This window comes from Arthrobacter sp. NEB 688 (assembly GCF_013201035.1).
GTDB lineage: Bacteria > Actinomycetota > Actinomycetes > Actinomycetales > Dermatophilaceae > Phycicoccus.
Genome location: NZ_CP053707.1, coordinates 2,524,267 through 2,549,383 on the forward strand (window position 1 = coordinate 2,524,267; position 25,117 = coordinate 2,549,383).

The window sequence follows — 25,117 nt, forward strand, 5'->3', positions numbered from 1 at the left end:
CAGACGCAGAAGGGTGGTCCGGTGTTCTACTGGGTGCTGAAGACGGTCGTCCTGGGACCGGTCCTCCGCCTCCTGTTCCGGCCGTGGGTCGAGGGGGAGCAGAACATCCCGGAGGAGGGGGCCGCGATCTTCGCGAGCAACCACCTCTCCTTCAGCGACTCCATCTTCCTGCCGCTCGTCGTGCCGCGCCGGATGACCTTCCTCGCCAAGGCCGACTACTTCACCGGCGTGGGCCTCAAGGGCCGCCTGACCGCCGCGTTCTTCAGGGGTGTCGGGCAGCTGCCGATCGACCGCTCCGGCGGGCGCGCGAGCGAGGCGGCGCTGACCTCCGGCCTGCGCGTCCTGCACCGCGGCGAGCTCCTCGGCCTCTATCCCGAGGGCACCCGCAGCCCCGACGGCCGCCTCTACAAGGGACGCACGGGCGTGGCCCGGATGGCCCTCGAGGCCGGCGTGCCCGTCATCCCCGTCGCGATGATCGACACCGACAAGGCGCAGCCCACCGGCAAGAAGGTCCCCAAGCTCGTCCGCATCGGCGTGCGGATCGGCGAGCCCCTCGACTTCTCCCGGTACGAGGGGATGGAGGGCGACCGCTTCGTCCTGCGCTCGATCACCGACGAGATCATGTACGCCCTCATGGAGCTCTCCGGCCAGGAGTACGTCGACATGTACGCGACGGCGATGAAGGACCGCATCGCCCGCGAGCGCAAGAACAAGGCCAAGGAGGCCGCCGAGGCCGCCACGCCCGGCCGTGCCGCGAGCGAGCTCGAGGCCGCCCTCGACGCCGAGGGGCTGGAGGGCGACGCCGGTCCGGAGCGTCGCGCGAGCTGAGGCGCGACGTGGGAGTCCTCGGACCGCGCTCACCGCGCACCGGCCGCCGCGAGCCGGTCGTCGTCGAGGCCTTCCTGCGCGGGCTCGACGTCTTCCGCCCGATCGGCACGGCGTACGCGGCCTTCCTCGCGTGGACGCGCCGCGACGACATGCTCCGACCGTGGGTCGCGGTGCTCGTCCTCGGCGTCATGGCCGCGTGGTCGCTCGGGCTGCTGCTCTACCGGCGGCGCAGCCGGGTCGTCGTCGCCGTCGAGGTCGTCATCGCCGTCCTCGCCATCCTCGCGACGCCCCTCGCCGACGGGATGGCCGCCGTCAGCGCCGGCCAGTACACGCTGCCGACCGTCTGGGCGGCCGGCTCGGTCGCGGGGAGCGCGGTCGTCGCCGGGGCCCGGGGCGGGCTGCTCGCGGCGCTCGTGATCGCCGCGGCCGACCTCGTCGAGATCGCCGGCCGTCCGACGCAGGCGACCGTGCACAACATCGTCATCCTCGTGCTGCTCGGTGGCCTCATCGGGCTGGCCGTCGACCTTGCCCGCTCCGGGCTGGCCCGCGCGGAGCAGGTGCTGCTGGAGCGCGAGCGGCTGCGCGAGCGCGAGCGCATCGCCCGCGTCGTCCACGACGGCGTGCTGCAGTCCCTCGCGTGGATCCACCGCCGCGGCGTCGAGCTGGGCGGCCCGGCGCAAGAGCTCGCCGACCTCGCGGCCGACCAGGAGCGGGCGCTGCGGCGCTTCGTCTCCGGGGCGGGCGCCCCCGGCGAGGACCCCGTCGACCTGCACGGCGTCGAGGGCGCCGAGGTCGACCTGCGCCTGCTCGTCACCGCGCACGAGCGCCCCGGGGTCGGGGTGGCCGTGCCGGGTGACCCGCTGCTCGTCGACCCCCAGGTGGCGCGCGAGCTCGACGCGGCCCTGACCGCCGTCCTCGACAACGTCGAGCGGCACGCCGGCCCGGGTGCCCGGGCCTGGGTCCTCCTCGAGGGCGACCCGACGGGCGTGGAGCTGACCGTGCGCGACGACGGCGCCGGCGCCGACCCCGCCGAGCTCGTGGGGGCGGCGTCCCGCGGCCGGCTCGGGGTCTCCTCCTCCATCCGCGGCCGGGTCGAGGACCTCGGCGGAACCGCCACGTGGACCACGCGCCCCGGGGCAGGATGCACCGTGCACCTCACCGTCCCGCGCCGAGCCCAGGAGCAGCCGTGACCGACGCCCCGCCGACCGGGACGGACGCCGCCCCGCGGGTGCTCGTCGCCGACGACCACCCGCTGTGGCTCTCCGCGCTCGAGCGCGACCTCGTGGCCCGCGGCGTGCAGGTCGTCGGCACCGCCTCGGACGGGCCCTCGGCCGTGCGGCGCACCCGCGCGACGACGCCGGACGTCCTCGTCCTCGACCTCAACCTGCCCGGGATGCGCGGCGACGAGGTCTGCCGGGCGCTCGGCGACCTGCCGACCCGCGTGCTCATCCTCTCGGCCAGCGGCGAGCAGCAGGACGTCCTGGCGGCGATCAAGGCGGGGGCCACCGGCTACCTCGTGAAGTCCGCCTCGCCCGGCGAGATCCTCGACGCGGTGCTCGCGACGGCCCGCGGCGAGGCGGTGTTCACGCCCGGGCTCGCCGGGCTCGTCCTCGGGGAGTTCCGCCGGCTGGGCGCCGCGGAGGAGCCCGCGGAGACCGCGCCCGAGCGCCCCATCCCGCAGCTGACCGCCCGCGAGACCGAGATCCTGCGCCTGGTCGCCACGGGGATGACGAGCAAGGAGATCGCCGCGCAGCTCGTCCTGTCGCACCGCACGGTGCAGAACCACGTGCAGAACACGCTCGGCAAGCTGCACCTGCACAACCGCGTCGAGCTCGTCCGGTTCGCGCTGGCCCACGGCCTCGAGGACGACGAGCCCGCCTCCTCCTGACGCCCGGGCGGCCATCCGGCATCCGGGCCCCGTGTCCCGGATGGCGGACGCGCACCTACCATTGACGCTCGTGAGCACGACCACCTCCTCCACGCCCCTCCAGCGGCTCGCCGCCGGCGCCGACCTCCCGGCTGCGCAGCAGCCGACCTGGCCCGACCGCACCGCCCTCGACGAGGCCGTCGGGACGCTCGCGACCTATCCGCCGCTCGTCTTCGCGGGGGAGTGCGACGTCCTCAAGGCCCGGATGGGCGCCGTCTCGCGCGGCGAGGCGTTCGTGCTCCAGGGCGGCGACTGCGCCGAGACCTTCACCTCCGCGACGGCCGACAACATCCGCGACCGGGTCAAGACGATCCTCCAGATGGCCGCGGTCCTCACCTACGGCGCCTCGATGCCGGTCGTCAAGGTCGGGCGGATGGCGGGGCAGTACGCCAAGCCGCGCTCGAGCGACGAGGAGACCCGCGAGGGCGTGACCCTGCCGGCCTACCGCGGCGACATGGTCAACGACTACGAGTTCACCCCCGAGTCGCGGCAGCCGGACCCGATGCGCCTCGTGCGCGGCTACCACGCGAGCAGCGCCACGCTGAACCTCGTGCGCGCCTTCACGACCGGTGGCTTCGCCGACCTGCGCCACGTCCACGACTGGAACAAGGGCTTCGTCGCCAACGCCGCCAACGTCCGCTACGAGCGCCTCGCCAAGGACATCGACAAGGCGATGCGCTTCATGTCGGCGTGCGGCGCCGACTTCGACGCGATGCGCACGACCGAGTTCTTCTCGGCGCACGAGGCGCTGCTGCTCGACTACGAGCGCCCGATGACCCGCGTCGACTCGCGCACCGGCGAGCTCTACGACACCTCCGGCCACTTCATCTGGGTCGGCGAGCGCACCCGCGACCTCGGCGGCGCGCACATCGACTTCGTCTCGAAGGTCCGTAACCCGGTGGGCGTCAAGGTGTCCGCGGGCGCCGACGTCGACGACCTCCTGCGGATGATCGACGTCATCGACCCGGAGCGCGAGCCCGGCCGCCTCACCTTCATCACCCGGATGGGCGCCGGCCGCATCCGCGAGGCGCTGCCCTCGATCGTCGAGAAGGTCACGGCCTCCGGGGCGCAGGTCTCGTGGGTGTGCGACCCGATGCACGGCAACACGTTCTCGTCGGCGTCCGGCTTCAAGACCCGCGACTTCGACGACGTCGTCGACGAGGTCCGCGGCTTCTTCGAGGTGCACCAGGGCCTCGGGACGCACCCGGGCGGCATCCACGTCGAGCTGACCGGCAACGACGTCACCGAGTGCATCGGCGGCTCGGAGAAGATCCTCGACGCCGACCTCGGCACCCGCTACGAGTCGGTGTGCGACCCGCGCCTGAACCACCAGCAGAGCCTCGAGCTGGCGTTCCTCGTCGCCGAGATGCTGTCGCAGGACTGATGGCCGTGACCGACGTCGTCGCGGACCTCCTGTCCGACACCCTGACCCGTCCGACCCTCGCGATGCGCGAGGCGATGGCCAACGCCGACGTCGGCGACGACGTCTTCGGCGAGGACCCCACCGTCCGCGCCCTCGAGGAGCACGTCGCCGGGCTGCTCGGCCACGAGGCGGGGCTGTTCACGCCGACCGGCTCGATGGCCAACCAGCTCGGGCTGCGGCTGCACGTCGCGCCGGGCCGCGAGCTCGTCGCCGACCAGCAGGCCCACGTCGTGCGCGCCGAGCTCGGGGCGGCGGCGGTGTTCTCGGGCATCACGAGCCGCACCTGGGCCAGCGAGCGCGGGCTGCTCGACCCGGCCGGGCCGATGTCGCTCGTGACGACCGGCGTCGGCCCGTACCAGGTCGAGACCTCGCTCGTCGTCGTCGAGAACACGCACAACTTCGGCGGCGGGACGGTGCAGCCGATCGAGGCCATCCGCGAGGTGCGGGCGGCGACGACGGCTCTCGGGGTGGCGATGCACCTCGACGGCGCCCGGCTCTGGAACGCGCACGTCGCGTCCGGGGTGCCGCTGGCCGACTACGGCCGCGAGTTCGACACGGTGTCCGTCTGCCTGTCCAAGGGCCTCGGCGCCCCCGTCGGCTCGGTGCTCGTCGGCTCCGCCGACGCGATGGCCGAGGCGCGCATCTGGCGCAAGCGCTACGGCGGCGGGATGCGCCAGGTCGGCATCCTCGCCGCGGCCGGTCTGCACGCGCTCGAGCACCACCTCGAGCGGCTCGCGGACGACCACGCCCGGGCGCGGCGGTTCGCCGAGGCCTGTGCCGCAGCCGTCCCCGGTGTCATCGACCCCGCCACCGTCGAGACGAACATCGTCGTCCTCGACGTCGGGGCGGCCGGGACGACGTCCGCGGCGTTCGTCGAGGCGCTGCTCGCCCACGGGATCCGCACGTACGCCGTCGGGCCGAAGGCCGTCCGCCTCGTCTGGCACCTCGACGTCGACGACGCGGGGACCGAGGCCGCCATCCGGGCCGCGCGCGAGGTGCTCACCACGGACTGAGCGCCCCGGCGCTCAGACGTCGTGGTGCAGGGCCTCGACCGGCGGGTCCTCCGCCGCGCTCGCGCCCCGGAGACGCCGGCGCGCGAGCATCCCGCGCAGCTCGACGAGGTACATCGACGCCACGACCAGCCCGCCGCCGAACAGCAGCCGGGGCGTGGCGGACTCGCCGCCGAGCAGCACGGCGAAGAACGCCGCGAAGACCGGCTCCATCGCCATGACGATGGCCGCGCGCGTCGCCGTGAGGTGCGCCTGGGCCCAGGTCTGCGCCCAGAGGGCCGCGGCCCCGGCGACGAGGGCCATGTAGAGGACCGAGGCCCACTGGCCGCCGCCGCTGGGCAGGGTCAGGCCGCCCGGCACGGCACCCACGCCGGCGACGAGGGCGATGACCGCCGCCTGCACCGTGGCGAGCCCGACGGCCGCCGACGGGGTCGACCACCGCCCGAGGACGATGATGTGGCCGGCGTAGAGGACGGCGGAGGCGAGCGTCACGCCCTCGCCGTAGCCCACCGACAGCCCGCGCAGCGACAGCACGGCGAGCCCGGCGGTCGTCAGCAGCACCGCGCCCCACGTCACGGCATCCACGCGGTCGCGCAGCAGGAGGGCGCCGAGGACCGGTGTGAGGACGACGTAGGTGCCGGTGACGAACCCCGACACCGACGCGTCGGTGTGCGCGAGCCCGACCGTCTGCAGCACCTGGGCCAGCCCGTAGAGCACCCCGAGGGCGACGCCGAGCCGCAGGTCGGCGCGCGAGAGGGCGAGGGTCTGGCGCCGGAAGACGGCGAACATCACGACGGCCGCGATCGCGAAGCGCACCGCGAGGAAGTCGGTCGGCGGGACGGTCTCGACGAGGTCGCGGATGAGGAAGAACGTCGAGCCCCAGACGGCCGTGACGAACAGCAGGAGGAGCGTCGCCGTGCGGGCGAGGCGGGGGGAGCCGGTCACCGTCGTCAGACGATGGTGACCGTCACGGTCGTGCCCTTGGGGGCCTTGCCGTTCTCGGGGTCCTGGAAGCGGACGGTGCCGAAGATGCCGCCGAGCGCGCGCTCGACCTTGACCTGGAAGCCGGCGCCCTCGAGGAGGCGGCGGGCCTCCGGCAGCTGCTTGCCGACGACGTTCGGCACGTCGACGAGGACCGGGCCCTTGGAGACGACGAGCGTGACGGTGTCGCCGCGGAACAGCGTGCCGTCGCGCGGCGACTGGCTGACGACCGCGCCCTTGGCCACCGTGTCGCTGTTCTCCTGGCGGTCGGCGTCGACCGTGAGCCCGAGGTCCTCCAGCGCCGTCCGGGCCTGCGCCGCGTCCTTGCCCGTGAGGTCTGGGACCGTGATCGGCTGGCGGCCCTTGGACACGACGAGCGCGACGGTGGCGTCGCGCTTGAGCTGAGTCCCGGCCTTCGGCGAGGCCGAGACCACCTGGCCGTCGGGGACCTTCTCGGAGAACGCCTCCGTGACCTTGCCCAGCGCGAGGCTGCCGGACTCCAGCTGGCGGCGGGCCTCGGCGAGCGAGGAGCCGAGCAGGTCGGGGACGGCGTAGCGCTCCCGGCCCTTGGAGACGGTGAGGACGACGTCGCTGCCGCGCCGGACGGTCGAGCCCACGCCGGGACGCACCTCCATGACGGTGCCGCTCGCGACGTCCTCCGAGAACGCCTGCTGCACCGTGGCGTCGAGCTCGGCGGTGCGGAGCGCGGCGACGGCCTGCTCCTGCGGCCGGTCGAGCACCGAGGGGACGGTGGCCGTGGCGCCCGGCCCGAGGAAGAAGAACCAGGCGGTCGCGGCCGCGAGGAGGACGGAGGCGGCCGCGGCGGGCCACCAGTTGCGCGGCCGGCGGTGCCGGTCGTCGACGACGACGCCCTCGATCGGGCGCGACCCGACGTCGATGGCGGTCGTGCGGGCGGTGTCCGCGGCGGGGGCCAGGGCGCTGCGGTCGCGCACCGGCAGGGCCGTGGTCGAGGTCGGGACGCTCGCCGCGGCGGCGGCCGCGACCCCCGCGGGCCGGGCGTCGAGCTCGGTGGCGGACAGGCCGGCGCGGGTGCGGCGCAGCAGCGCCAGCAGCTCGGCGGCGTCGGCGGGGCGCTCGTCGGGGTCGCGGGCCGTGGACTCGGCGACGAGCTCGTCGAGCGCGGCGGGCAGCCCCGGGACGCGCTCGGACGGGGCCGGGATCCCGCCGTGCACGTGCTGGTAGGCGATGTGGATGGGCGTCTCGCCGGTGAAGGCCTTGGTGCCCGTCAGCATCTCGAAGAGGACGAGCCCGGCGGCGTAGACGTCGGAGCGCGCATCGGCGACGCCGCGCTCGACCTGCTCGGGGGAGAGGTAGGCGACCGTGCCGAGCAGCACCCCGGTGGAGCTGGTCATCGTCTGGCTCGAGACCGCCCGCGCCAGCCCGAAGTCGGCGACCTTGACGGTGCCGTTGTCGTTGATGATGACGTTCTCGGGCTTGACGTCGCGGTGGATCAGGCCCTTGCCGTGCGCCTCGGCGAGCGCCATGAGCACCGGCTCGAGCAGGTCGAGGGCGGCCCGTGGCGAGAGCGAGCCCTCGGTGTCCAGGACGTCGCGCAGGGTCTGGCCGGGCACGTACTCCATCGCGAGGAAGGCGTGCCCCCCGTCCTGGCCTTGGTCGAAGACGGCGACGACGTTGGGGTGCGAGAGAGAGGCGGCCGAGCGGGCCTCGCGCCGGAAGCGGCTGACGAACGCCTCGTCGTGGACGAGGTGGGGCCGCATCACCTTGAGCGCGACCTCGCGCTCGAGACGCTCGTCGAGGGCGAGGTAGACGGTGGCCATCCCGCCGTCGGCGAGGCGCGACAGCACGCGGTAGCGGCCGTCGAGGGTGCGCCCGATGAGCGCGTCGCCGGTGGATGACACCGTAGGAGTGTACGTAGTCACGACCCTGCCCCCGTCCCGCGACCGGCCGGTCACATGGTCGCGCGCAGGCGCTTGATCGAGCGCACGTAGGCCTTGGTGTCGGAGTACATCCCGTGCCGCTGGACCGACGCCAGGCCCTGGTAGTAGCCGGCGATCGCCTGGTCCGTGCCCGACGCGGCGCGGCCGAGCGCCCGGAGCATGACGACCCCGGCGGTGATGTTGTCGCGGGTGTCGAGGAGGTTCAGCCGCCGGCCGACGAGCGAGGAGGCCCAGTCGCCGCCGGAGGGGATGACCTGCATGACGCCGACGGCGTTGGCGGGGGAGACGGCCCGCTGGTTCCAGCCCGACTCCTGGTAGCCGACGGCCATCGCGAGGCGGGGGTCGACCCCGTGCCGCCGGGCGGTCTCGGCGATGAGCCGCTTGGTCTCGGTCCGGCTCGGCACCGAGCGGCGCGCGAGGAGGTCGTGGTTGCGGCGGGCGGCGCCGACGACCCCCGCGGGGTAGCGGACGCCGTTGAAGGTGTCGGAGACCGCGTGCGCGGCGGTCGTCGGCACCCGCAGGCGCTGGCCGACCTGGAGGAGCGAGCGCGAGGAGATGCCGCTGGCCCGCGCGAGGTCGCCGACGGTCGTGTCGTAGCGGGCCGCGATGCCGCCGAGGGTGTCGCCGGAGCGGGCGACGTACGTGCGCGAGGCGGGCTTCGAGGAGCGGGAGGCGGCCTTGGAGGAGGACGAGCCGGCCTTCCCGCCGCGCACGACGATCCGGTCGCCGACGTGGATGAGGCTGCTCGCGGAGCGGTGGTTGGTCTTGAGCAGGCCGGCGAGGGAGACGCCGTAGCGGGCGGCGATGCCGCTCATCGTGTCGCCGTCGCGCACGACGTGGACCGCGCTGCGCGAGGAGCCGGAGGAGGAGGAGCCCGACGAGCCGGAGGACGCGCTGCCGGACGTGCGCGGCACCGACAGGCGGTCGCCGGCGTGGATCATCCCGGGGTTGCGGATGCCGTTGTGCGAGGCGAGGACCCGCACCGTCGTCCGGTAGCGCTGCGCGATGCCGTCGAGGGTCTCGCCGTCGCGGACGGTGTGGGTCGTCCAGCCGTGCGGGGCGACCCGGACGGGGGCCACGACGGCGTGCAGCGTGGCGGCGGGAGCAGCAGGGGGAGGGGCGGCGGTGACCATGCGGGTGGGTCCTTCGTCGGGGGTGCCGGGGCGCGTGCAGACCCCCCGGCTGTGATATCTGGGACTCAAGGTACCGGAGTGACGCCTGGTGTGGGTGGTGTCCGTGGGGTGGCGGACCCGGCGGGGCAGCCGGCGCGGGCCCGGCCTGTGGCACGCTGGCCCGCGTGAGCGAGACCCCCAGCACCCCCGACAGCGCCCCCGGCAGCGCCCGCGACGAGCTCGACGCCCTCGTCCCCGAGTGGCTGACCGTCCCCGACCTCGTCGAGCGCCTCGGCCGCCGCCTCTCCGACGTCCGCACCCTCCTCGAGGAGCGCGAGCTCATCTCGGTGCGTCGCGGCGAGCGCAACGTCGTCTCGGTGCCGGCCGGCTTCGTCGACGCCGAGGGGCCGCTGCCCGAGCTGCGCGGCACCTTCACCGTCCTCGCCGACGGAGGGATGGACGACGCCGAGATCATCCGCTGGCTGCACACCCCCGACGACACGCTGCCGGTGCCCGGCACGCCGCTCGACGCCATCCGCGCCGGCTTCAAGACCGAGGTCCGCCGGCGCGCGATGGAGGAGGCCTTCTAGGCGCTCGCCTCAGGCGCGGCGGGCGGTCGCGGTCGCGACGAGCTCGAGCAGCACGGTGCGGGCCTGCGGGTCCAGCGCCGGCGCGGCGCCGAGCGCGGCGCGGGCGGAGTCGGCCAGCCGGGCGATCTCGTCCTCGAGGACGGTGACCGCCCCCGAGCCGGTGATGAGGCCGCGCAGCTCGTCGACGTCGCCGGCCGCGAGGTCCGGGCGTCCCACGAGCTGCTCGACCCGGGCGCGCCCGCCGGCGTCGCTGCCCGCGAGGGCGTGCGCGAGCAGGACGGTGCGCTTGCCCTCGCGCAGGTCGTCGCCGGCCGGCTTGCCGGTCTCGCCGGGGTCGCCGAAGACGCCGAGCAGGTCGTCGCGCAGCTGGAAGGCGCGGCCGACGTCGAGGCCGTAGCGCGAGAGCGCGTCGAGCCCGGCGGCGTCCATCCCGCCGACGCTCGCGCCGATGAGCAGCGGGTGCTCGACCGTGTACTTGGCGCTCTTGTAGCGGATGACCCGGCCGGCGCGGGCGACGCGCTCGTCGTCGGGCAGGCCGTCCCAGGGGCGCACGGACTCGACGACGTCGAGGAACTGCCCGGCCATCAGCTGGGTGCGCATCCGGTCGAAGACGGGGCGGCCGCGCGCGACGTCGGCGTCGGGCAGGCCGCAGGTCGCGTAGAGCTCGTCGGTCCAGGTGAGGCAGAGGTTGCCGGCGAGCACCGCGCCCGCGAGGCCGAAGCGGGCGTCGTCGCCGGACCAGCCGCGGTCGGCGTGGCGGGTCGCGAGCGCGCGGTGGGCGGCGGGCATCCCGCGGCGGGTGTCGGAGTCGTCCATGACGTCGTCGTGGATGAGCGCCGCGGCCTGGAAGAGCTCCATCGCGGCCGCCAGGCGCACGAGCGCCTCGGAGTCCGGGAGGCCGGCGGCGCGCCCGCCCCAGTAGAGGAAGGCGGCGCGCAGCCGCTTGCCGCCGCGCAGGAGGTCGCCGATCGCGAGGAGGAGGTCCTCGACGTCCGGGCCGAGCTCGGCGAGGACGTGGGCCTGCGCGGCGAGCTCGTCGTCGAGGGCACGCTGCACCCGCCCGCGCAGGTCGGCGGTGTCGAGCACGCTGGTCACGCGGGGGCTCCTCGGCGGGGTGGTGACGGTCCGGCCGCGGCCGGATGGTGGCGCCCCGAGCCTACGGTGTCGGCCCTCGCGTACCCTCGCCGCCATGGCCCACTTCGGCGGGGGCGGCCGCCCCGAGCACCTCGTCGCGTCCATCCCGGCGCGCCTGCGGGCGGACCGGCCGGCGGTGAGCTTCGAGTTCTTCCCGCCGAAGGACGACGCCGCCGAGGTCCTCCTCTGGGACGCGATCCGTCGACTGGAGCGTGTGCGACCGGCCTTCGTGTCCGTCACCTACGGCGCCGGCGGCACCAGCCAGGACCGCACCGTGCGGGTCACCGGCCGGATCGCCGACGAGACCTCGCTCACCCCGCTCGCGCACCTCACGTGCGTCGACCAGTCGGTCGCCGACCTGCGCCGCGTCGTCGGGCAGTACGCGGCCTCCGGCGTCCGCAACGTCCTCGCCCTGCGCGGCGACCCGCCCGGCGACGTCCGTGGGGAGTGGAGCAGCCACCCGGACGGCCTCGACCACGCCGAGGACCTCGTCCGCCTCGTCCGCGGGCTCGGTGACTTCACGCTCGGGGTCGCGGCCTTCCCCGACGTCCACCCCGACAGCCCCGACCTCGACCACGACGTCGAGGTGCTCGTCCGCAAGGCCGACGCCGGCGCCGAGTTCGCCATCACCCAGATGGTCTTCGACCCCGCCACGTGGCTGCGGCTGCGCGACCGGGTCGCCGCCCGCCGCGACCTGCCGGTGACTCCCGGGCTCATGCCGGTGACGAGCTACCGGCAGATCCAGCGGATGAGCGAGCTCATGGGCACGCCCCTGCCGCCCGGCGTCGTCGAGCGGCTCGAGGTCGTCAAGGACGACCCCGCGGCCGTGCGCGCGGCCGGGGTCGAGATCGCCGTCGAGATCGGGCGCCGCCTGCTCGACGAGGGCGCGCCGGGGCTGCACTTCATCACGATGAACCGCTCGACCGCCACGCTCGAGGTGCACGAGGCCCTCGGCCTCTGAGGTGCTGGGGCCGGTCCGCCGCAGGACCTGCCGGATGCCCGGGCAGCTGCCACGTCATCGCGCAAGGACCCCGGTGCCACCGGCCGGGACACCGGGGGAGTGGCCCCGCATCCTCCGGACGCCGACCGCGGGCCGATCCGAGGTGCTGGCGGCGGAAGTGCGTCCTTCCGCCGCCTATCAGGCGCCCGGAGCGAGGGATTCGTTGACCGGCCCATTGGCCTCAGCGGCCAGCTGGAAGTCGCAAAGCGATAGGTGCAGGTGACTGGCAGCGCTAGCGGGTGCCGTGTTGGTCGAGCCAATCGCCTACGTGCATCACCTTGACCGTGGGCTTGCCGACTGTCTCGCGGACCGGCATCCAGGTCTTGACCGGGACATCCTCGGCGAACCAGTCGAAGCGCTCCAGAGTCGGGTGGTCACGAATCGCCGTCGGGTCAACGTCAGTGAGGCGCACCGCACGAACGAGGAGCAGTTCCCGAAGACTGGGTGCCTCCAGCAACGGCGCGAGCCCGTCGAGCCCTTTCATGGATCCGAGCTCGACGCGCGCCAGTTCGGGCAGGTGTGCGACCGAGGGCAGCTGTGTCACGCGCGGAAGACCGTAGAGGGAGAGCAGCTGCAGCGCTGGGAGAGACGCCACGGCGGAGACGTCGGTGACGCCCCGGATCTGATTCACGACGAGCACGCGCAACGCGCCGCAGCCGCGGTTCTGCTCAATGTGGGCGCCGGAGCCCCCGCGCAGATCCAGCAGCTCGAGGTCGGGGAGCTGGGCAAGTAGCCCCGGTGGGAACTGCACAGCCCATGCAGTGAGCCGGCGTACCGGGCGGAGCCACTCCAGGTCCGCCTCCGTCAGGGCCGTGTGCTCCAGCCACAGGCTTCCGCCGTCACGCCAGATCGGCACTGGTAGTTCGCGGCGGCCCGGCATGGTGGTGATCGTGCCACGGGGAGCCCACGGCGGCCCGGCGGTCAGGAAAGAGCCCGAAACCCGTGAACGCCCGGTCCGTCACGGTGACGACGTACAGGCGCCAAGCCAAGCTGAGTCAGCGCCTGTGACGGACTGCGACCCGCTCCACTTGGCCGCACCAGACGCCCACGTTGTCGTCGTCCACGTGGCAGTTGGTCGAAGACCTTCCCGGGACGCACGCCACCACCGCGAGCGATGCGAGGACGTGTCAGAGGGCGCTGACAGACTCGGAGCGTGCCGGAGCGATCGCGCATCGAGCCCTCCGCTGCCGTGGTTGCCAGGGTCGCGGACACGGTCTTGGCGCTTCCTGATGCCTACGAGGAGGACGCCTGGACGGGGGTGAGATGGCGGGTCCGGAACAAGACCTTCGCCCACGCTGCCGTGTCGCAGGAGGGCTACCTGTCCACATACCGCGACCTGACCGGGGTGACCCGACCGACCACGGTGCTGACCTTCCGGTCAGCCGGCGAGGAACTTCACGCCCTGACCCACATGGGGCCGCCGTTCTACAAGCCGCCATGGTCGCCCACCATCGTCGGCATGGTGCTCGACGACGACACCGACTGGGACGAGGTCGCCGAGCTCGTGATCGAGAGCTACCGGTACTGCGCACCCGCGAAGCTCGGGCGCCAGCTGGATCGATGACGTCGCGCGGTCCGTCCGGAGGGACGCGGCCTCTCGCCTGCTCGGCGCCGTTCGTGACACCGGTTGGTCGCCAGCGGGACCTGGGCCATGGCGCCGTAAAGAGGGGGCTTCTGCCAGGGCCGTGGGCCGGCATCACGTCTCCGGCGTGGGCACGATGTGCAGAGTCGTTGCGCCGCTGGGGAACCCGCTGGGCGTCGTCATCACGGTGATGGCGGGGAAATCGGCGCAGGACGCGGACGTATCCCCGCCACGAGCCGCTGTCCGCGTCGTCACCGTGACGACGCGGATGTTCTGAGCCGGTCAGCCCCTCAGGCGACGTCCATCGCCTGGCCGCCGGTGATCCGGATCAGCTCGTCGTACGTCGTCGCGAAGACGGCGTGGCTGTGCCCGGCGGCCGCCCAGACCCGGTCGTAGCGCCCGAGGGTGACGTCGATGACCGTCCGCAGCCGCTGCGGGTGCCCGACGGGCGCGACGCCGCCGATGGCCATCCCGGTGTGCTCACGGACGAAGTCGGGGTCGGCCCGCTCGAGGGCGTCGAGCTCGAGGAGGCTCGCGACCTTCGCGGTGTCGACGCGGTGCCCGCCCGAGGCGAGGACGAGCAGCGGCGTGCGGGAGCCGTCGGCGCCGAGCGCGGCGAAGATCAGGCTGTTGGCGATCTCGGCGGGGGAGACCCCGAGCGCGTCGGCGGCGGCCTGCGCGGTGCGGACCGCCCCGGGCAGCTGGCGCAGCTCGGGGCGGACGTGGTGCAGGGCGAGGGTCTCGAGCACCCCCGCGACGCGGCGGTGGGTGGTGAGGTCGCGCTCGGCAGGGGGTTCCTGCGGGGCGACGCCGGCGGGCTCGGGCGACATGGCCGCAGCGTAGTGACGCGGGCCCCGCGGCGGGAGGTGGTGCGGCGTCCCGGAGGGGTCCGGACGGGTCCCGCCGTCGCTTGACGGGATGTCGGACGGGGGGTCTACAGTGGTCATCAGGTCGAACACGCGTTCGAACATCCCCCACCGGTCCACCGGCCCCGCGAGGTCGCCGGGCGATCGGTCCTGCCCGTCCGGAGGTGCCTCATGGTGCGTCGTCACGACGACCCGCTCGAGGTGGCGGGGGCCGACCCGGCCCCGCGCTCCTTCGTCTGGCGCGGGCGGCGCTACACCGTGTGCGCCGTCCTCGACGCCTGGCAGGAACGGCGCCCCTGGTGGCGCGAGGTGGGGGAGGACGGTGCGGCCACCGCGACCGAGCGACGGGTGTGGCGGGTCGAGGCCCACCCGCCGTCCGGTCCGGTCGGGGTCTTCGACCTCGGCCGCGACGACGACCACTGGCTCCTCCTGCGGGCCCACGACTGAGACGGACGAGACCGATGCCCCACGCCGCCACCACCCTCGACCTCCTCGAACGCTCCCGCGCCTCGCTCGCCGCCGCCTGCGTCGCGGGCCGGGCCTCCACCCGCTACCTCGAGGCCTCGCTCGCCGCGCTGCGGGCCGCCGCCGCGCTCGTCGCGTCCCGGCCGGCCCCCGAGGCCCCCGGCGCCGGGCCGCACGACGTCTGGGCGCTCGTCGCCCGCTGCGCGCCCGAGCTCACCGAGTGGGCCGAGCGCTTCGCCGCCGTGACCGGGCAGCGGGTCGGGGTCGAGACCGGCCTGGTCCGCGTCACCGCCCGCGAGGCCGACGACCTCCTGCGCGACGCCGAGGTCCTCCTCGACCTCGTCGCGACCCGCCTCGGCGTCCCCGCGGCCCACACCACCCGGCGGCTGGCCCCCGTCCGCTCCGCCTGAGCCCCGCCGTGCCCTCCACCGACGGGTTCGCCCACCTCCACGTCGCCTCCGGGTACTCGATGCGCTACGGCGCCTCGCAGCCCGACGACCTCGTCGCCCGTGCCGTCGACCTCGGCCAGGGCACGCTCGCGCTGACCGACCGCGACGGGCTCTACGGCGCGGTCCGGTTCGCCCAGGCGTGCGGCGCGGCGGGCGTCGACCCCGTCCTCGGGGTCGACCTCGCCGTCGAGGACCTCCTGCCGGCCCCGCCCGTGCGACGGGCGCGCACCCCGGTCCGCGGCGGCGCGATCGTCGACCCGCGCCGGCCCCGGGTCACCGTCCTCGGCCGGGGCGGCGGCGGGGGAGCGGCGGCCGCGGCCGGCTGGGCCTCCCTCTGCCGGCTCGTCACCGAGACCCACCTGCGCGGCGAGCGCGGCGTCCCGGTCACCACCCCGGCCCTCCTCGCCCGGTGGACGGCCCCGGGCGGTGACGACGCCGCCGCCCCGGCGCGCCTCGTCGTCCTCCTCGGCCCCGACTCCGACGTCGGGCGGGCCGTCCTCGCCGGGCAGCGCGAGCACGCCCGCGACCTCCTCGCCCGCTGGCGCGCGCTCCTGCCGCGCGACGGCCTCGCCGTCGAGGTCGTCCTGCACGGCGGCCCCGAGGGCACGCCGGGCTGCCGGTCGCACGCCGGCCGGATGCTCGCCCTCGCCGACGCCGCGGGGGTGACGGCGGTCCTCAGCGCCGCCGTCCGGCACGCCGAGCCCGGGCAGGTGCGCACCGTCGACGTCCTCGACGCCGCGCGCCGGCTCGTCGTCCTCGACTCCCGCCACCTCGACCGGGTCACCGACGCCGGCCACCTCGCGAGCACCGCCGACATGCACGCGCGCGCCCTGGTCGTCACCGGCGGCGACACCTCCCGCGCGCAGCGCCTCCTCGCGATGACCGCGCGGGTGGCCGCCGAGTGCGTCCAGGACGCCCGCGACGACCTCGGCATCGGCGCGGTCCACCTGCCCGAGCCCGAGGTCCTCGGCATCGAGCCCGGCACCGACCCGATGGACGTCCTCGCGCAGAAGTGCCGGGCCGCGGTCGGGTGGCGCTACCCCGACGCGACCGACGCCGAGCGGCAGGTCGTCCTCGACCGGCTCGACGCCGAGCTCACCGTCGTCCGCTCGCTCGGCTACCCCACGTACTTCCTCACCGTCGCCGAGGTCACCGACCTCGTCCGCGCCCGTGGCGTGCGCGTCGCGGCCCGCGGCTCGGGCGCCGGCAGCCTCGTCAACCACCTCCTCGGCATCAGCGGGGTCGACCCGATCCGCCACCGGCTGCTCATGGAGCGGTTCTGCTCCCCGCTGCGCGCCGAGCTGCCGGACATCGACGTCGACGTCGAGTCGGCCCGCCGCACCGAGATCTACGAGGCCGTCCTCGAGCGCTTCGGCGGCGAGCGCGTCACGTGCGTCTCGATGATGGACACCTACAAGGTCCGCCACGCCGTCCGCGACGTCGGCGCCGCGCTCGGGATGCCCCCGCTCGAGGTCGACGAGATCGCCAAGGCCTTCCCGCACGTGCGCGCCAAGGACGCTCGGCACGCCATCGCCGACCTGCCCGAGCTGCGCAGCCGCGGCCTGGACTCCCCGCGGCTGGCGCAGTTCTTCGACCTCGTCGAGTCCCTCGACGGCCTGCCCCGGCACATCGCGCTGCACCCGTGCGGGGTCGTGCTGTCCAACGCCGGGATGCTCGACCGCACGCCCGTCGAGGCCTCGTGGCTCGGCTTCCCGATGAGCCAGCTCGACAAGGACGACGTCGAGACCCTCGGCTTCCTCAAGCTCGACGTCCTCGGCATCCGGATGCAGTCCTCGATGGCGCACGCCGTCGCCGAGGTGCAGCGGGTCACCGGCGAGCGCATCGACCTCGACGACGAGGCGCAGGTGCCGCTCGACGACCCCGACACCTTCGAGCTCATCCGCACCACCCGCACCCTCGGGATGTTCCAGATCGAGAGCCCCGGCCAGCGCGAGCTCGTCGGCAAGCTCGGGCCCACCGCGTTCGACGACCTCATCGTCGACATCTCGCTCTTCCGGCCCGGCCCGGTCAAGTCCGACATGATCACGCCGTTCCTGGAGTCCCGGCACGGCTGGCGCGAGACGCGCTTCCTCCACCCGAGCCTCGTCCCGGCGCTCGCGGAGACCGAGGGCGTCGTCGTCTTCCACGAGCAGGTGCTCCTCATCGTCGCCGAGACGACCGGGGTGAGCCTGGCCCAGGCCGACGAGGTCCGCCGCTCGATGGGCACCCCGCACGGCCAGCAGGAGGTCGAGGCGTGGTGGCGCCCCGCGGCGGCCGCGCGCGGCTACGCGGCCGAGGACCGCGACCGGATCTGGGAGGTGCTGAAGTCGTTCGCGTCCTTCGGGTTCTGCAAGGCGCACGCCGCGGCCTTCGCGCTGCCGACCTACCACTCGGCGTGGCTGAAGACCCACCACCCGGCGGCCTTCCTCTCCGGCATCCTCACCCACGACCCGGGGATGTACCCCAAGCGGCTGCTCCTCGACGACGCCCGCTCCTTCGGCATCCCCGTCCTCGGCCTCGACGTCAACGCCTCGCGCGAGGTCTACCGCATCGAGCGGGTCCTCGGGCCGGACGAGGCGGGCGCAGCGGGCCCGGGCTGGAAGCAGGACCCGCAGCCGTACGGCATCCGGCTCTCGCTCGCCGACGTCAAGGGCATCAGCGAGGCCGAGGTCGCGCGGGTCGTCGCCGGCCAGCCCTACGCCGACCTCGGTGACTTCTGGGCCCGGGCGCGGGTCAGCCGGCCGGTCACCGAGCGGCTCGTCCTCGCCGGCGCCTTCGACTCCCTCCACGGCACCGCCACCGGGGGCGGCCTCGGGCGGCGCGGCCGGGTCACCCGCCGCGACCTGCTCCTCCACGTCGCCGAGCTCGACCGCTGGGACCGCGGCACCGCCCGCTCCCGCGGGGCGCGCACCACCCGGCGGGCCCTGCCGACCTCCGCGGCGGCCGAGGTCGAGGCGGGCGGGGTCGACGTCCGGCTGCGCGCCGCCGCCCAGAGCCGGGCCGCCCGCGAGGTCGTGCCCGCCGCCGAGCAGCCGACCCAGCTGACCCTCGACCTCGGCGACCGCCCGCGCCTTGTCGCCGGGGCGGGACTGCCCGAGATGACGGGGGCCGAGCGGGTCCGCGCCGAGCTCGACGTCCTCGGCCTCGACGTCTCGAGCCACGTCGTCAGCTTCTACGAGCCCCTGCTCGAGGCCCTCGGGGTCACCCGCAGCCGCGACCTCGTCGGCTCCCGGAGCCGCTCGGAGGTCTGGGTCGCGGGGGTCAAGGTCGCGACCCAGACGCCGCCGGTCCGCTCCGGCCGGCGCGTGGTCTTCCTCACCCTCGACGACGGCACCGGACCCTCGGACTGCACCTTCTTCGAGGACGTCCAGGGCCCCTACTCCGGGGTCGTCTTCCACTCGTGGCTGCTCCTCGTCCGCGGGGTGCTGCGCCGCACGGGGGAGCGCGGCGTGTCGATCCGGGCCACCGGTGCCTGGGAGCTCGCGGCGCTCTGGGACGCCTGGCAGCTCGGCGGGCTCGAGGCCGTGCGGGCCGCCGTCGCGGCGGGGGAGGCCGAGGCGGTCGCCCGGGCCGAGGCCGCCGAGCACGCCGCCCGCGAGGCCGCCGAGCGCTCCGGGCGCCGGGTCCTCGTCCACGCCTCCGGCTTCCGCCAGTCGCCGTACGCCGACATCAAGCCCGCGGGCGCCGACCCCCGGGCCGGCCGCGGGGTGCCGGTCCTCGACCACCCGGGGGGCCTGCCCCGCCCGGTCACGGTCACGCCCCCGGGGCAGGTCGTCCCGGCGGCGGCCGCGGCCCCGGCGCTGCCGTCGCGCAAGCTGTGGCACGCGAGCCCCGGCAGCTCGGGACACTAGGGTGGGCACCGCACCAGCGCCCCACCGCCCCGGAGGAGACCCACCGTGTCCGACGACCGCGGCCGGCGGCCCGGCCCCGCGAGCGGGTCGCGGACGACGGCGGTCCAGCGCGTCCTCGACGCCCACGCCGAGCAGCGCGCGGCGGCCCTCGGGCGGCCGCTGCGGGTCCTCGACCTCGGGGGCGGCACCGGCGGCACCGCCGTGCCCCTCGCCGTCGCCGGCCACGAGCTCACCGTCGTCGACCCCAGCCCGGACGCCCTCTTCTCGCTGCGCCGGCGCGCGAGCGAGCGCGGCGTCCAGGAGCGGGTCCGGGCGCTGCAGGGCGACGCCGACACCGTCGGCTCCCTCGTCGGCGCCGACGACCCCTTCGACCTCGTCTGCCTCCACGGCACCCTCGAGGTCGTCGACGACCCCGCGGCCGCGGTCGGCGCGGCGGCCGGCCTCCTCGCCCCGGGTGGGACGTTCAGCCTCGTCGTCGCCCAGCGGCTGCACGCCGTCCTCACCAACGCCCTCGCCGGCCGGCTCGACCGGGCCCGCGCGGTCCTCGAGCGACCCGACGGGCGCTGGGGCGAGGACGACCCCGCGCCGCGGCGGTTCGACGAGGCCGCCGTCGTCGCGCTCGTCGAGGCGCACGGGCTCACCCCGGTCCACGTCCAGGGCGTGCGGGTCTTCGCCGACCTCGTGCCCTCCGCGCTCCTGGACTCCGAGGCCGACCGCACCACCCTGGCCGCCCTCGAGGAGGCCGCGGCGACCGACACCGGCCACCCGCTGCTCGGCAGCCTCGGCAGCGCCCTGCACGTCCTCGCGACCCGGGGCTGAGCACCGGGGGAGCGCCCCGTGAGCCGGCGGCAGTTCGCGCTGCCCGCGGCCGCCTCCCGACCCACCTCGTGGCGGGGCTCGTGGCGTCGGACCGGGGGTGATCACCCCCACTCCGCCACCGCGGGTGGGGCCATCGCTGGCACCCCGGCCGGGATGGGGCGCGATCACCGGGGGAGCGCCCCGTGAGCCGGCGCCAGTTCGCGCTGCCCGAGCGGCTCGCCGACACCCCGCCGGACGACACCGGCTGCACCGTCCTGCACGTCGACATGGACGCCTTCTACGCGTCCGCGAGCCTGCTCGCCCACCCCGAGCTCGTCGGCACCCCGGTCATCATCGGGGGCGGCACCCGCGGTGTCGTCCTCTCGGCGACCTACGAGGCGCGCCGGTTCGGGGTCGCCGCGGCGATGCCGATGTCGCGGGCGCGGCGGCTCTGCCCGCAGGCCACGGTGCTGCGCCCGGACCACGACCTCTACGCGACGATCTCGGCCGGGGTGATGGAGACCTTCCGGTCGGTGACGCCGCACCTCGAGCCGCTCTCGCTCGACGAGGCCTTCCTCGACGTCTCGGGGGCGTTGCGCCGCCTCGGCAGCCCGGCGACGATCGCCCAGCTGGTCCGCGACACCGTCCACGACGAGCAGGGCATCACCTGCTCGGTCGGGGTCGGCCCGAGCAAGTTCGTCGCCAAGCTCGCCTCCGGGCTGGCCAAGCCGGACGGGATGCTCGTCGTCCCGCGCGACGAGGTCGTGCCGTTCGTCCAGCAGCTGCCCGTCGCGGCCCTCTGGGGGGTCGGCGACCGGACCGAGGAGGCCCTGACCCGGCTCGGCCTGCACACCGTCGCCGACATCGCCCACACGCCGCTCGCGACGCTCGAGCGCGGGCTCGGCACCGCCACCGGGCGCCACCTCCACGAGCTCGCGTGGGGCCGTGACCCCCGGCCGGTCGAGCGCGAGCAGCGCGAGAAGAGCATCGGCAGCGACGAGACCTTCGAGGCCGACATCGACGACGCCACCGAGATCCGACGGCGCCTGCTCGGCCTCGGCGACCGCACGGCGGCGCGCGCCCGGGCCGCCGGCCTCACGGGCCGAACCGTCACCCTCAAGGTGAGGTTCAGCGACTTCACGACGATCACCCGGTCCCGGACGCTGCGCGAGCCGACCGACAGCGGGCGCACGCTGCACGCGACGGCGGTCGGGCTCTTCGACGCCCTCGGCCTCCAGCGGGCCCGGATCCGGCTCGTCGGGGTGCGGCTGTCGGGCCTGGTCCCGGCGTCGGAGGCGCCTCTGCAGGGGGTGCTCGGCGAGCCCGAGCACGGCTGGCGGGACGCCGACCGGGCGGTCGACCGGGCCCGCGCGCGGTTCGGGTCGGGGGTGGTCCGGCCGGCCAGCCTCGTCCGGACCCCGCGTCCTGAGGACCAACCTCGTCCGTCTGGTGTGCAACCTCGTCCATCCGCTTCCGTGGGAGGACCGCGCGACATATCCTGAGGACCCAGAGCTACACCCCCGGGGGCGTCGTCGCGGCGCCGCGGGCCGACCAGGGAGGATCTGTGCCCCTCTCCGACCACGAGCAGAAGATGCTCGAGCAGATGGAACAGGCGCTCGCCGCCGAGGACCCGAAGTTCGCCTCCAGCATGAAGGGCGGCGGGTCACTCCAGCGACGACGGTGGATCCTCGGGGTCCTCGGTCTGGTCGCCGGGCTCGGGCTCGTCCTCGTGGGGGTCAACACGACGATGTGGGTCGGGGCCGTCGGCTTCGCCCTCATGGTCGCCTCCGTCGCCTACGCCGTCACCCCGCCCCGCAAGGCCCACCTCGGCGTCGTCACCGACACCGGCGGGGTCCAGCAGGCCAAGAGCCGCGGGCGCCGCAAGAGCTCCCTCATCGACCGGCTCGACGAGCGATGGGAGCGCCGCCAGAACAACTGGTGACGCAGACCAGCAGATGACGCCCAGCGGGCTGCGGCTCAGGTGAGCAGCAGCCCGAGGACGTAGAGCCCGGCGACGACGAGCGCCGCCGCGAGCTCGATGCCCATGCTCTGGGCGACGGCCACGACGGCGTGCTTGGTGCGCGACCACGCCTGCGCCCGTGAGGCGCCCCGGCCCGACTCGACGAGCCAGACGCCGAGGACGAAGCCGATGAGCGCCCCGATGACCGGGATGACGAAGAACCCGACGACCGCGAGCACGAGGGCCAGCGCGAGGGTCGAGGTGCGCACGCCCTGGGCCTTCATCCGGCGCCCGGGCACGAGGTACTGCAGCACCCGCCCGGCGACCGCGACGACGACGGCGAAGGCCAGGAGGACCCACGCCGTCGGCGTGTGCGTCGTCACCGCCCAGACGGCGATGCCGGCGATGACGAGGAGGGTGCCGGGCAGCGCCGGGACGACGATCCCGACGAGCCCGAGCAGGATGAGGAGCGGGGGCAGGACGAGCCAGATGTCATCCACCGGCGCGTCCACGGTGAGGGGTGTGCCTCGGGGTCAGTCGCCGACGACGGGCTGACGCTCGGTCAGCCGCTCGCTCTCGTCGATGATGTCGGCCTTGTCGGCCAGGGCCGGCACGTGCTCACGGCCGTGGTGGGCGCAGAACAGGAGCTCTCCGCCGGCGTGGAGACGGGCGCGGATGTACGCCTGGGCCCCGCAGCGGTCGCACCGGTCCGCGGCGGTCAGGGTGGGTGCCAGTGCGGCGTTCACGTCGGCCTCCTCGGCTCGTCCGGGTCAGTGCTAGGTGTTCGGTCCACCGACCCTGTGCGGATCGGCAGGCGTTGCAACAGTCAAGCACGCCAGATCCTTCCCACGGCGCAGGGGGTGAGCATCTGACCGGCCGGTGTCGAGATCGTGACCTTTCGACCGACCCCGCCGCCGCGACGGCACCGGGCGGGCCGGTGCGCCTGTCGGGGGCCGTCGGGGGCGGCGGATACGCTCCGTAGGTGCCTGCGACCGCTGCCAAGAAGACCGCGACGAGCAAGTCCGCGACCGAGTACACCGCCCACCACCTCCAGGTCCTCGAGGGCCTCGAGGCGGTGCGCAAGCGTCCCGGCATGTACATCGGGTCCACCGACTCCCGCGGCCTCATGCACTGCCTCTGGGAGATCATCGACAACGCCGTCGACGAGGCCCTCGGCGGCTTCTGCGACCGCGTCGAGGTGACGCTCCACCACGACGGGTCGGTCGAGGTCCGCGACAACGGCCGCGGCGTCCCCGTCGACATCGAGCCCCGCACCGGCCTGACCGGCGTCGAGCTCGTCTACACGCGCCTGCACGCCGGCGGCAAGTTCGGCGGCGGCTCGTACACCGCCTCCGGTGGCCTGCACGGCGTCGGCGCCTCGGTCGTCAACGCCCTCTCCTCGCGCCTCGACGTCGAGGTCGACCGCGGCGGCAAGACCTACGCGATGAGCTTTCGCCGCGGCGAGCCGGGCGTCTTCTCCGACGTGGCCGGCGCCCAGGGCCGCAAGGACCCCGAGCACGAGTTCACGCCCTACACCCGCACGAGCGACCTCGAGGTCATCGGGCGGGCCAAGCGCGGCGTCACCGGCACCCGGGTGCGGTACTGGGCCGACCGGCAGATCTTCCTCCAGGAGGCCGGACTCGACCTCGAGGGCCTGCTCGGCCGCGCGCGCCAGACCTCCTTCCTCGTGCCCGGGCTGACGATCGTCGTGCGCGACGAGCGCGGCGAGGAGCCCACCGAGGAGGTCTTCCTCCACGACGGCGGCATCTCCGAGTTCTGCGAGTACCTCGCGGCCGACGCCCCGGTCACCGACGTGTGGCGCCTGCAGGGCACCGGCTCCTTCACCGAGACCGTGCCGGTCCTCGACGCCGCGGGCCACATGACCCCGACCGAGGTCGAGCGCGAGTGCGCCGTCGACGTCGCGGTGCGCTGGGGCACCGGCTACGACACGACGCTGCGCTCGTTCGTCAACATCATCGCCACCCCCAAGGGCGGCACCCACGTCGCCGGCTTCGAGCAGTCGCTGCTCAAGGTGCTGCGCAAGCAGGTCGAGGCCAACGCCCGCCGGCTCAAGGCCGGCTCCGACAAGCTCGAGAAGGACGACGCACTCGCCGGCCTCACCGCCGTCGTCACCGTGCGCCTGGCCGAGCCGCAGTTCGAGGGCCAGACCAAGGAGGTCCTGGGCACCGCCGCCGTCCGCCAGATCGTCTCCCGCGTCGTCGAGCGCGAGCTGACCGCGCTCCTCCTCGAGACCAAGCGCCCGGTCAAGCAGCAGGCCGCGACCCTCCTCGAGAAGGTCGTCGCCGAGATGAAGTCGCGGATCAGCGCGCGGATGCACAAGGAGACGCAGCGCCGCAAGACCGCGCTCGAGTCCTCGTCGCTCCCGGCGAAGCTCGCCGACTGCCGCAGCAGCGACCCCGAGCACACCGAGCTGTTCATCGTCGAGGGCGACAGCGCGCTCGGCACGGCGAAGCTGGCCCGCAGCAGCGACCACCAGGCCCTGCTGCCGATCCGCGGCAAGATCCTCAACGTCCAGAAGGCCTCGGTCACCGACATGCTCGGCAACGCCGAGTGCGCCTCGATCATCCAGGTCATCGGCGCCGGCTCCGGGCGCACCTTCGACCTCGAGTCGGCGCGCTACGGCAAGGTCATCATCATGACCGACGCCGACGTCGACGGCGCCCACATCCGGACACTCCTGCTCACCCTCTTCTTCCGCTACATGCGCCCGCTCGTCGAGGCCGGTCGGGTCTACGCCGCGGTGCCGCCGCTGCACCGCATCGAGGTCGTCAACCCGGGCAGCAAGGCCAACGAGGTCATCTACACCTACTCCGAGGCCGAGATGCGCCGGACGATGGCGACCCTGACCAAGCGCGGGAAGAAGACCAAGCCGCTGCAGCGCTACAAGGGCCTCGGCGAGATGGACGCCGACCAGCTGGCCGAGACGACGATGGACCCCGCGCACCGCACCCTGCGCAAGGTGACCCTCGGCGACCTCGACACCGCCGGCAAGGTCTTCGAGCTGCTCATGGGCGGCGAGGTCGGCCCGCGCAAGGACTTCATCATCGAGAGCGCCGGCGCGCTCGACCGCGAGCGCATCGACGCCTGAGCGGCCCGGCCCCCGCCGCGCACCACCCTCGACGCGGCCCCCTCGCGCCCGCGCGCCCTGTTGCCGCGGCCCCCGGGCTGGGCCAGAGTGGGCGCACCGACGCCGGACCGGAG

At 74.7% G+C, this 25,117-nt stretch carries 23 protein-coding genes; 15 read left to right on the top strand and 8 right to left on the bottom strand.

The features are described from left to right. Positions 1-21 precede the first annotated feature (21 nt). From HL663_RS11800 to HL663_RS11820, 5 genes are all read left to right on the top strand, one after another. Positions 22-828, top strand: coding sequence for a lysophospholipid acyltransferase family protein (locus tag HL663_RS11800; protein WP_173028567.1), 807 nt, complete (start codon positions 22-24; stop codon positions 826-828). A gap of 8 nt (positions 829-836) precedes the next feature. Further along, a complete protein-coding gene (gene macS, locus HL663_RS11805) occupies positions 837-2,018 on the top strand; it encodes a MacS family sensor histidine kinase (protein ID WP_173028568.1) in 1,182 nt (393 codons plus the stop codon). After that, positions 2,015-2,716 carry a response regulator gene (locus HL663_RS11810; protein ID WP_286175573.1) on the top strand — a complete coding sequence of 234 codons (702 nt, stop codon included), beginning with the start codon at positions 2,015-2,017 and terminating at the stop codon, positions 2,714-2,716. Before macS ends, HL663_RS11810 begins: the two co-directional genes overlap by 4 nt. Positions 2,717-2,786: 70 nt before the next feature. After that, positions 2,787-4,139: a class II 3-deoxy-7-phosphoheptulonate synthase gene (locus HL663_RS11815; protein ID WP_502709024.1), complete on the top strand. Its 1,353-nt coding sequence runs from the start codon at positions 2,787-2,789 to the stop codon at positions 4,137-4,139. A 5-nt stretch (positions 4,140-4,144) separates the two neighbouring features. Beyond that, on the top strand, positions 4,145-5,191 hold the full coding sequence (locus tag HL663_RS11820) for a threonine aldolase family protein (protein WP_286175575.1): 1,047 nt from the start codon (positions 4,145-4,147) through the stop codon (positions 5,189-5,191). Between the two features lie 12 nt (positions 5,192-5,203). Here HL663_RS11820 and HL663_RS11825 read toward each other — a convergent pair whose 3' ends face one another. From HL663_RS11825 to HL663_RS11835, 3 genes are read right to left on the bottom strand one after another with little or no spacing between them, the layout of a single operon-like run. Next, positions 5,204-6,133 (bottom strand): DMT family transporter, encoded by a 930-nt coding sequence (locus HL663_RS11825; protein WP_173028572.1) that lies wholly within the window; start codon positions 6,131-6,133, stop codon positions 5,204-5,206. Between the two features lie 5 nt (positions 6,134-6,138). Then, a complete protein-coding gene (pknB, locus tag HL663_RS11830) occupies positions 6,139-8,049 on the bottom strand; it encodes a Stk1 family PASTA domain-containing Ser/Thr kinase (RefSeq protein WP_286175576.1) in 1,911 nt (636 codons plus the stop codon). Positions 8,050-8,099: 50 nt separating this feature from the next. Beyond that, the gene (locus HL663_RS11835) at positions 8,100-9,221 is read right to left on the bottom strand and encodes a lytic transglycosylase (protein ID WP_173028573.1); all 1,122 of its coding nucleotides are present in this window, start codon (positions 9,219-9,221) and stop codon (positions 8,100-8,102) included. A gap of 164 nt (positions 9,222-9,385) precedes the next feature. Between HL663_RS11835 and HL663_RS11840 the strand changes: the two genes are divergently transcribed. Continuing rightward, complete coding sequence (locus HL663_RS11840) at positions 9,386-9,790, top strand: Rv2175c family DNA-binding protein (protein WP_173028574.1); 405 nt, start codon at positions 9,386-9,388, stop codon at positions 9,788-9,790. Positions 9,791-9,799: 9 nt separating this feature from the next. Here the strand turns inward: HL663_RS11840 and HL663_RS11845 are convergent, their stop codons facing one another. Then, entirely contained in the window at positions 9,800-10,885 is a 1,086-nt protein-coding gene (locus HL663_RS11845; RefSeq protein WP_286175577.1) for a polyprenyl synthetase family protein, read from the bottom strand. 94 nt (positions 10,886-10,979) lie between these two features. Between HL663_RS11845 and HL663_RS11850 the strand changes: the two genes are divergently transcribed. Continuing rightward, complete coding sequence (locus HL663_RS11850; RefSeq protein WP_173028576.1) at positions 10,980-11,885, top strand: methylenetetrahydrofolate reductase; 906 nt, start codon at positions 10,980-10,982, stop codon at positions 11,883-11,885. Positions 11,886-12,156: 271 nt separating this feature from the next. Here HL663_RS11850 and HL663_RS11855 read toward each other — a convergent pair whose 3' ends face one another. Further along, on the bottom strand, positions 12,157-12,804 hold the full coding sequence (locus HL663_RS11855) for a leucine-rich repeat domain-containing protein (protein ID WP_173028577.1): 648 nt from the start codon (positions 12,802-12,804) through the stop codon (positions 12,157-12,159). A 273-nt stretch (positions 12,805-13,077) separates the two neighbouring features. Between HL663_RS11855 and HL663_RS11860 the strand changes: the two genes are divergently transcribed. Further along, positions 13,078-13,488, top strand: a complete 411-nt coding sequence (locus tag HL663_RS11860) for an MmcQ/YjbR family DNA-binding protein (protein WP_173028578.1) — start codon at positions 13,078-13,080, stop codon at positions 13,486-13,488. 308 nt (positions 13,489-13,796) lie between these two features. Here HL663_RS11860 and HL663_RS11865 read toward each other — a convergent pair whose 3' ends face one another. Continuing rightward, positions 13,797-14,336, bottom strand: coding sequence for a YbaK/EbsC family protein (locus tag HL663_RS11865; protein ID WP_173028579.1), 540 nt, complete (start codon positions 14,334-14,336; stop codon positions 13,797-13,799). Between the two features lie 207 nt (positions 14,337-14,543). Here HL663_RS11865 and HL663_RS11870 point away from each other — a divergent pair, with 207 nt between their 5' ends. The 6 genes from HL663_RS11870 to HL663_RS11895 all read left to right on the top strand — a co-directional run bounded on the left by HL663_RS11870 (position 14,544) and on the right by HL663_RS11895 (position 21,877). Beyond that, positions 14,544-14,819, top strand: a complete 276-nt coding sequence (locus tag HL663_RS11870; RefSeq protein WP_173028580.1) for a DUF6504 family protein — start codon at positions 14,544-14,546, stop codon at positions 14,817-14,819. A 14-nt stretch (positions 14,820-14,833) separates the two neighbouring features. Next, the gene (locus tag HL663_RS11875; RefSeq protein ID WP_173028581.1) at positions 14,834-15,247 is read left to right on the top strand and encodes an SAV_6107 family HEPN domain-containing protein; all 414 of its coding nucleotides are present in this window, start codon (positions 14,834-14,836) and stop codon (positions 15,245-15,247) included. 59 nt (positions 15,248-15,306) lie between these two features. Beyond that, positions 15,307-19,137: a DNA polymerase III subunit alpha gene (locus HL663_RS11880; protein ID WP_173030140.1), complete on the top strand. Its 3,831-nt coding sequence runs from the start codon at positions 15,307-15,309 to the stop codon at positions 19,135-19,137. Between the two features lie 45 nt (positions 19,138-19,182). Beyond that, positions 19,183-19,956: a methyltransferase domain-containing protein gene (locus HL663_RS11885; RefSeq protein WP_173028582.1), complete on the top strand. Its 774-nt coding sequence runs from the start codon at positions 19,183-19,185 to the stop codon at positions 19,954-19,956. Positions 19,957-20,138: 182 nt separating this feature from the next. Then, positions 20,139-21,437 (top strand): DNA polymerase IV, encoded by a 1,299-nt coding sequence (dinB, locus tag HL663_RS11890; RefSeq protein WP_173028583.1) that lies wholly within the window; start codon positions 20,139-20,141, stop codon positions 21,435-21,437. 62 nt (positions 21,438-21,499) lie between these two features. Next, complete coding sequence (locus tag HL663_RS11895) at positions 21,500-21,877, top strand: SCO2097 family morphological protein (protein WP_173028584.1); 378 nt, start codon at positions 21,500-21,502, stop codon at positions 21,875-21,877. Positions 21,878-21,912: 35 nt separating this feature from the next. Here the strand turns inward: HL663_RS11895 and HL663_RS11900 are convergent, their stop codons facing one another. Beyond that, positions 21,913-22,395 (bottom strand): DUF456 domain-containing protein, encoded by a 483-nt coding sequence (locus HL663_RS11900; protein ID WP_173028585.1) that lies wholly within the window; start codon positions 22,393-22,395, stop codon positions 21,913-21,915. A 33-nt stretch (positions 22,396-22,428) separates the two neighbouring features. Next, on the bottom strand, positions 22,429-22,641 hold the full coding sequence (locus tag HL663_RS11905; RefSeq protein ID WP_173028586.1) for a DUF7455 domain-containing protein: 213 nt from the start codon (positions 22,639-22,641) through the stop codon (positions 22,429-22,431). Between the two features lie 236 nt (positions 22,642-22,877). On the opposite strand from HL663_RS11905, the gene HL663_RS11910 reads away from it, so the two are divergent. Next, positions 22,878-25,004 carry a DNA gyrase/topoisomerase IV subunit B gene (locus HL663_RS11910; RefSeq protein ID WP_173028587.1) on the top strand — a complete coding sequence of 709 codons (2,127 nt, stop codon included), beginning with the start codon at positions 22,878-22,880 and terminating at the stop codon, positions 25,002-25,004. Positions 25,005-25,117: the final 113 nt, after the last annotated feature.

What these genes read in the sequence shown, in the direction of transcription:
- HL663_RS11850 (WP_173028576.1), top strand. Translation starts at nt 10,980, where the DNA reads ATGGCCCACTTCGGCGGGGGCGGCCGCCCCGAGCACCTCGTCGCGTCC.
- HL663_RS11875 (WP_173028581.1), top strand. Translation starts at nt 14,834, where the DNA reads ATGCCCCACGCCGCCACCACCCTCGACCTCCTCGAACGCTCCCGCGCC.
- HL663_RS11855 (WP_173028577.1), bottom strand. Translation starts at nt 12,804, where the DNA reads ATGCCGGGCCGCCGCGAACTACCAGTGCCGATCTGGCGTGACGGCGGA.
- HL663_RS11880 (WP_173030140.1), top strand. Translation starts at nt 15,307, where the DNA reads ATGCGCTACGGCGCCTCGCAGCCCGACGACCTCGTCGCCCGTGCCGTC.
- HL663_RS11865 (WP_173028579.1), bottom strand. Translation starts at nt 14,336, where the DNA reads ATGTCGCCCGAGCCCGCCGGCGTCGCCCCGCAGGAACCCCCTGCCGAG.
- HL663_RS11870 (WP_173028580.1), top strand. Translation starts at nt 14,544, where the DNA reads ATGGTGCGTCGTCACGACGACCCGCTCGAGGTGGCGGGGGCCGACCCG.
- HL663_RS11835 (WP_173028573.1), bottom strand. Translation starts at nt 9,221, where the DNA reads ATGGTCACCGCCGCCCCTCCCCCTGCTGCTCCCGCCGCCACGCTGCAC.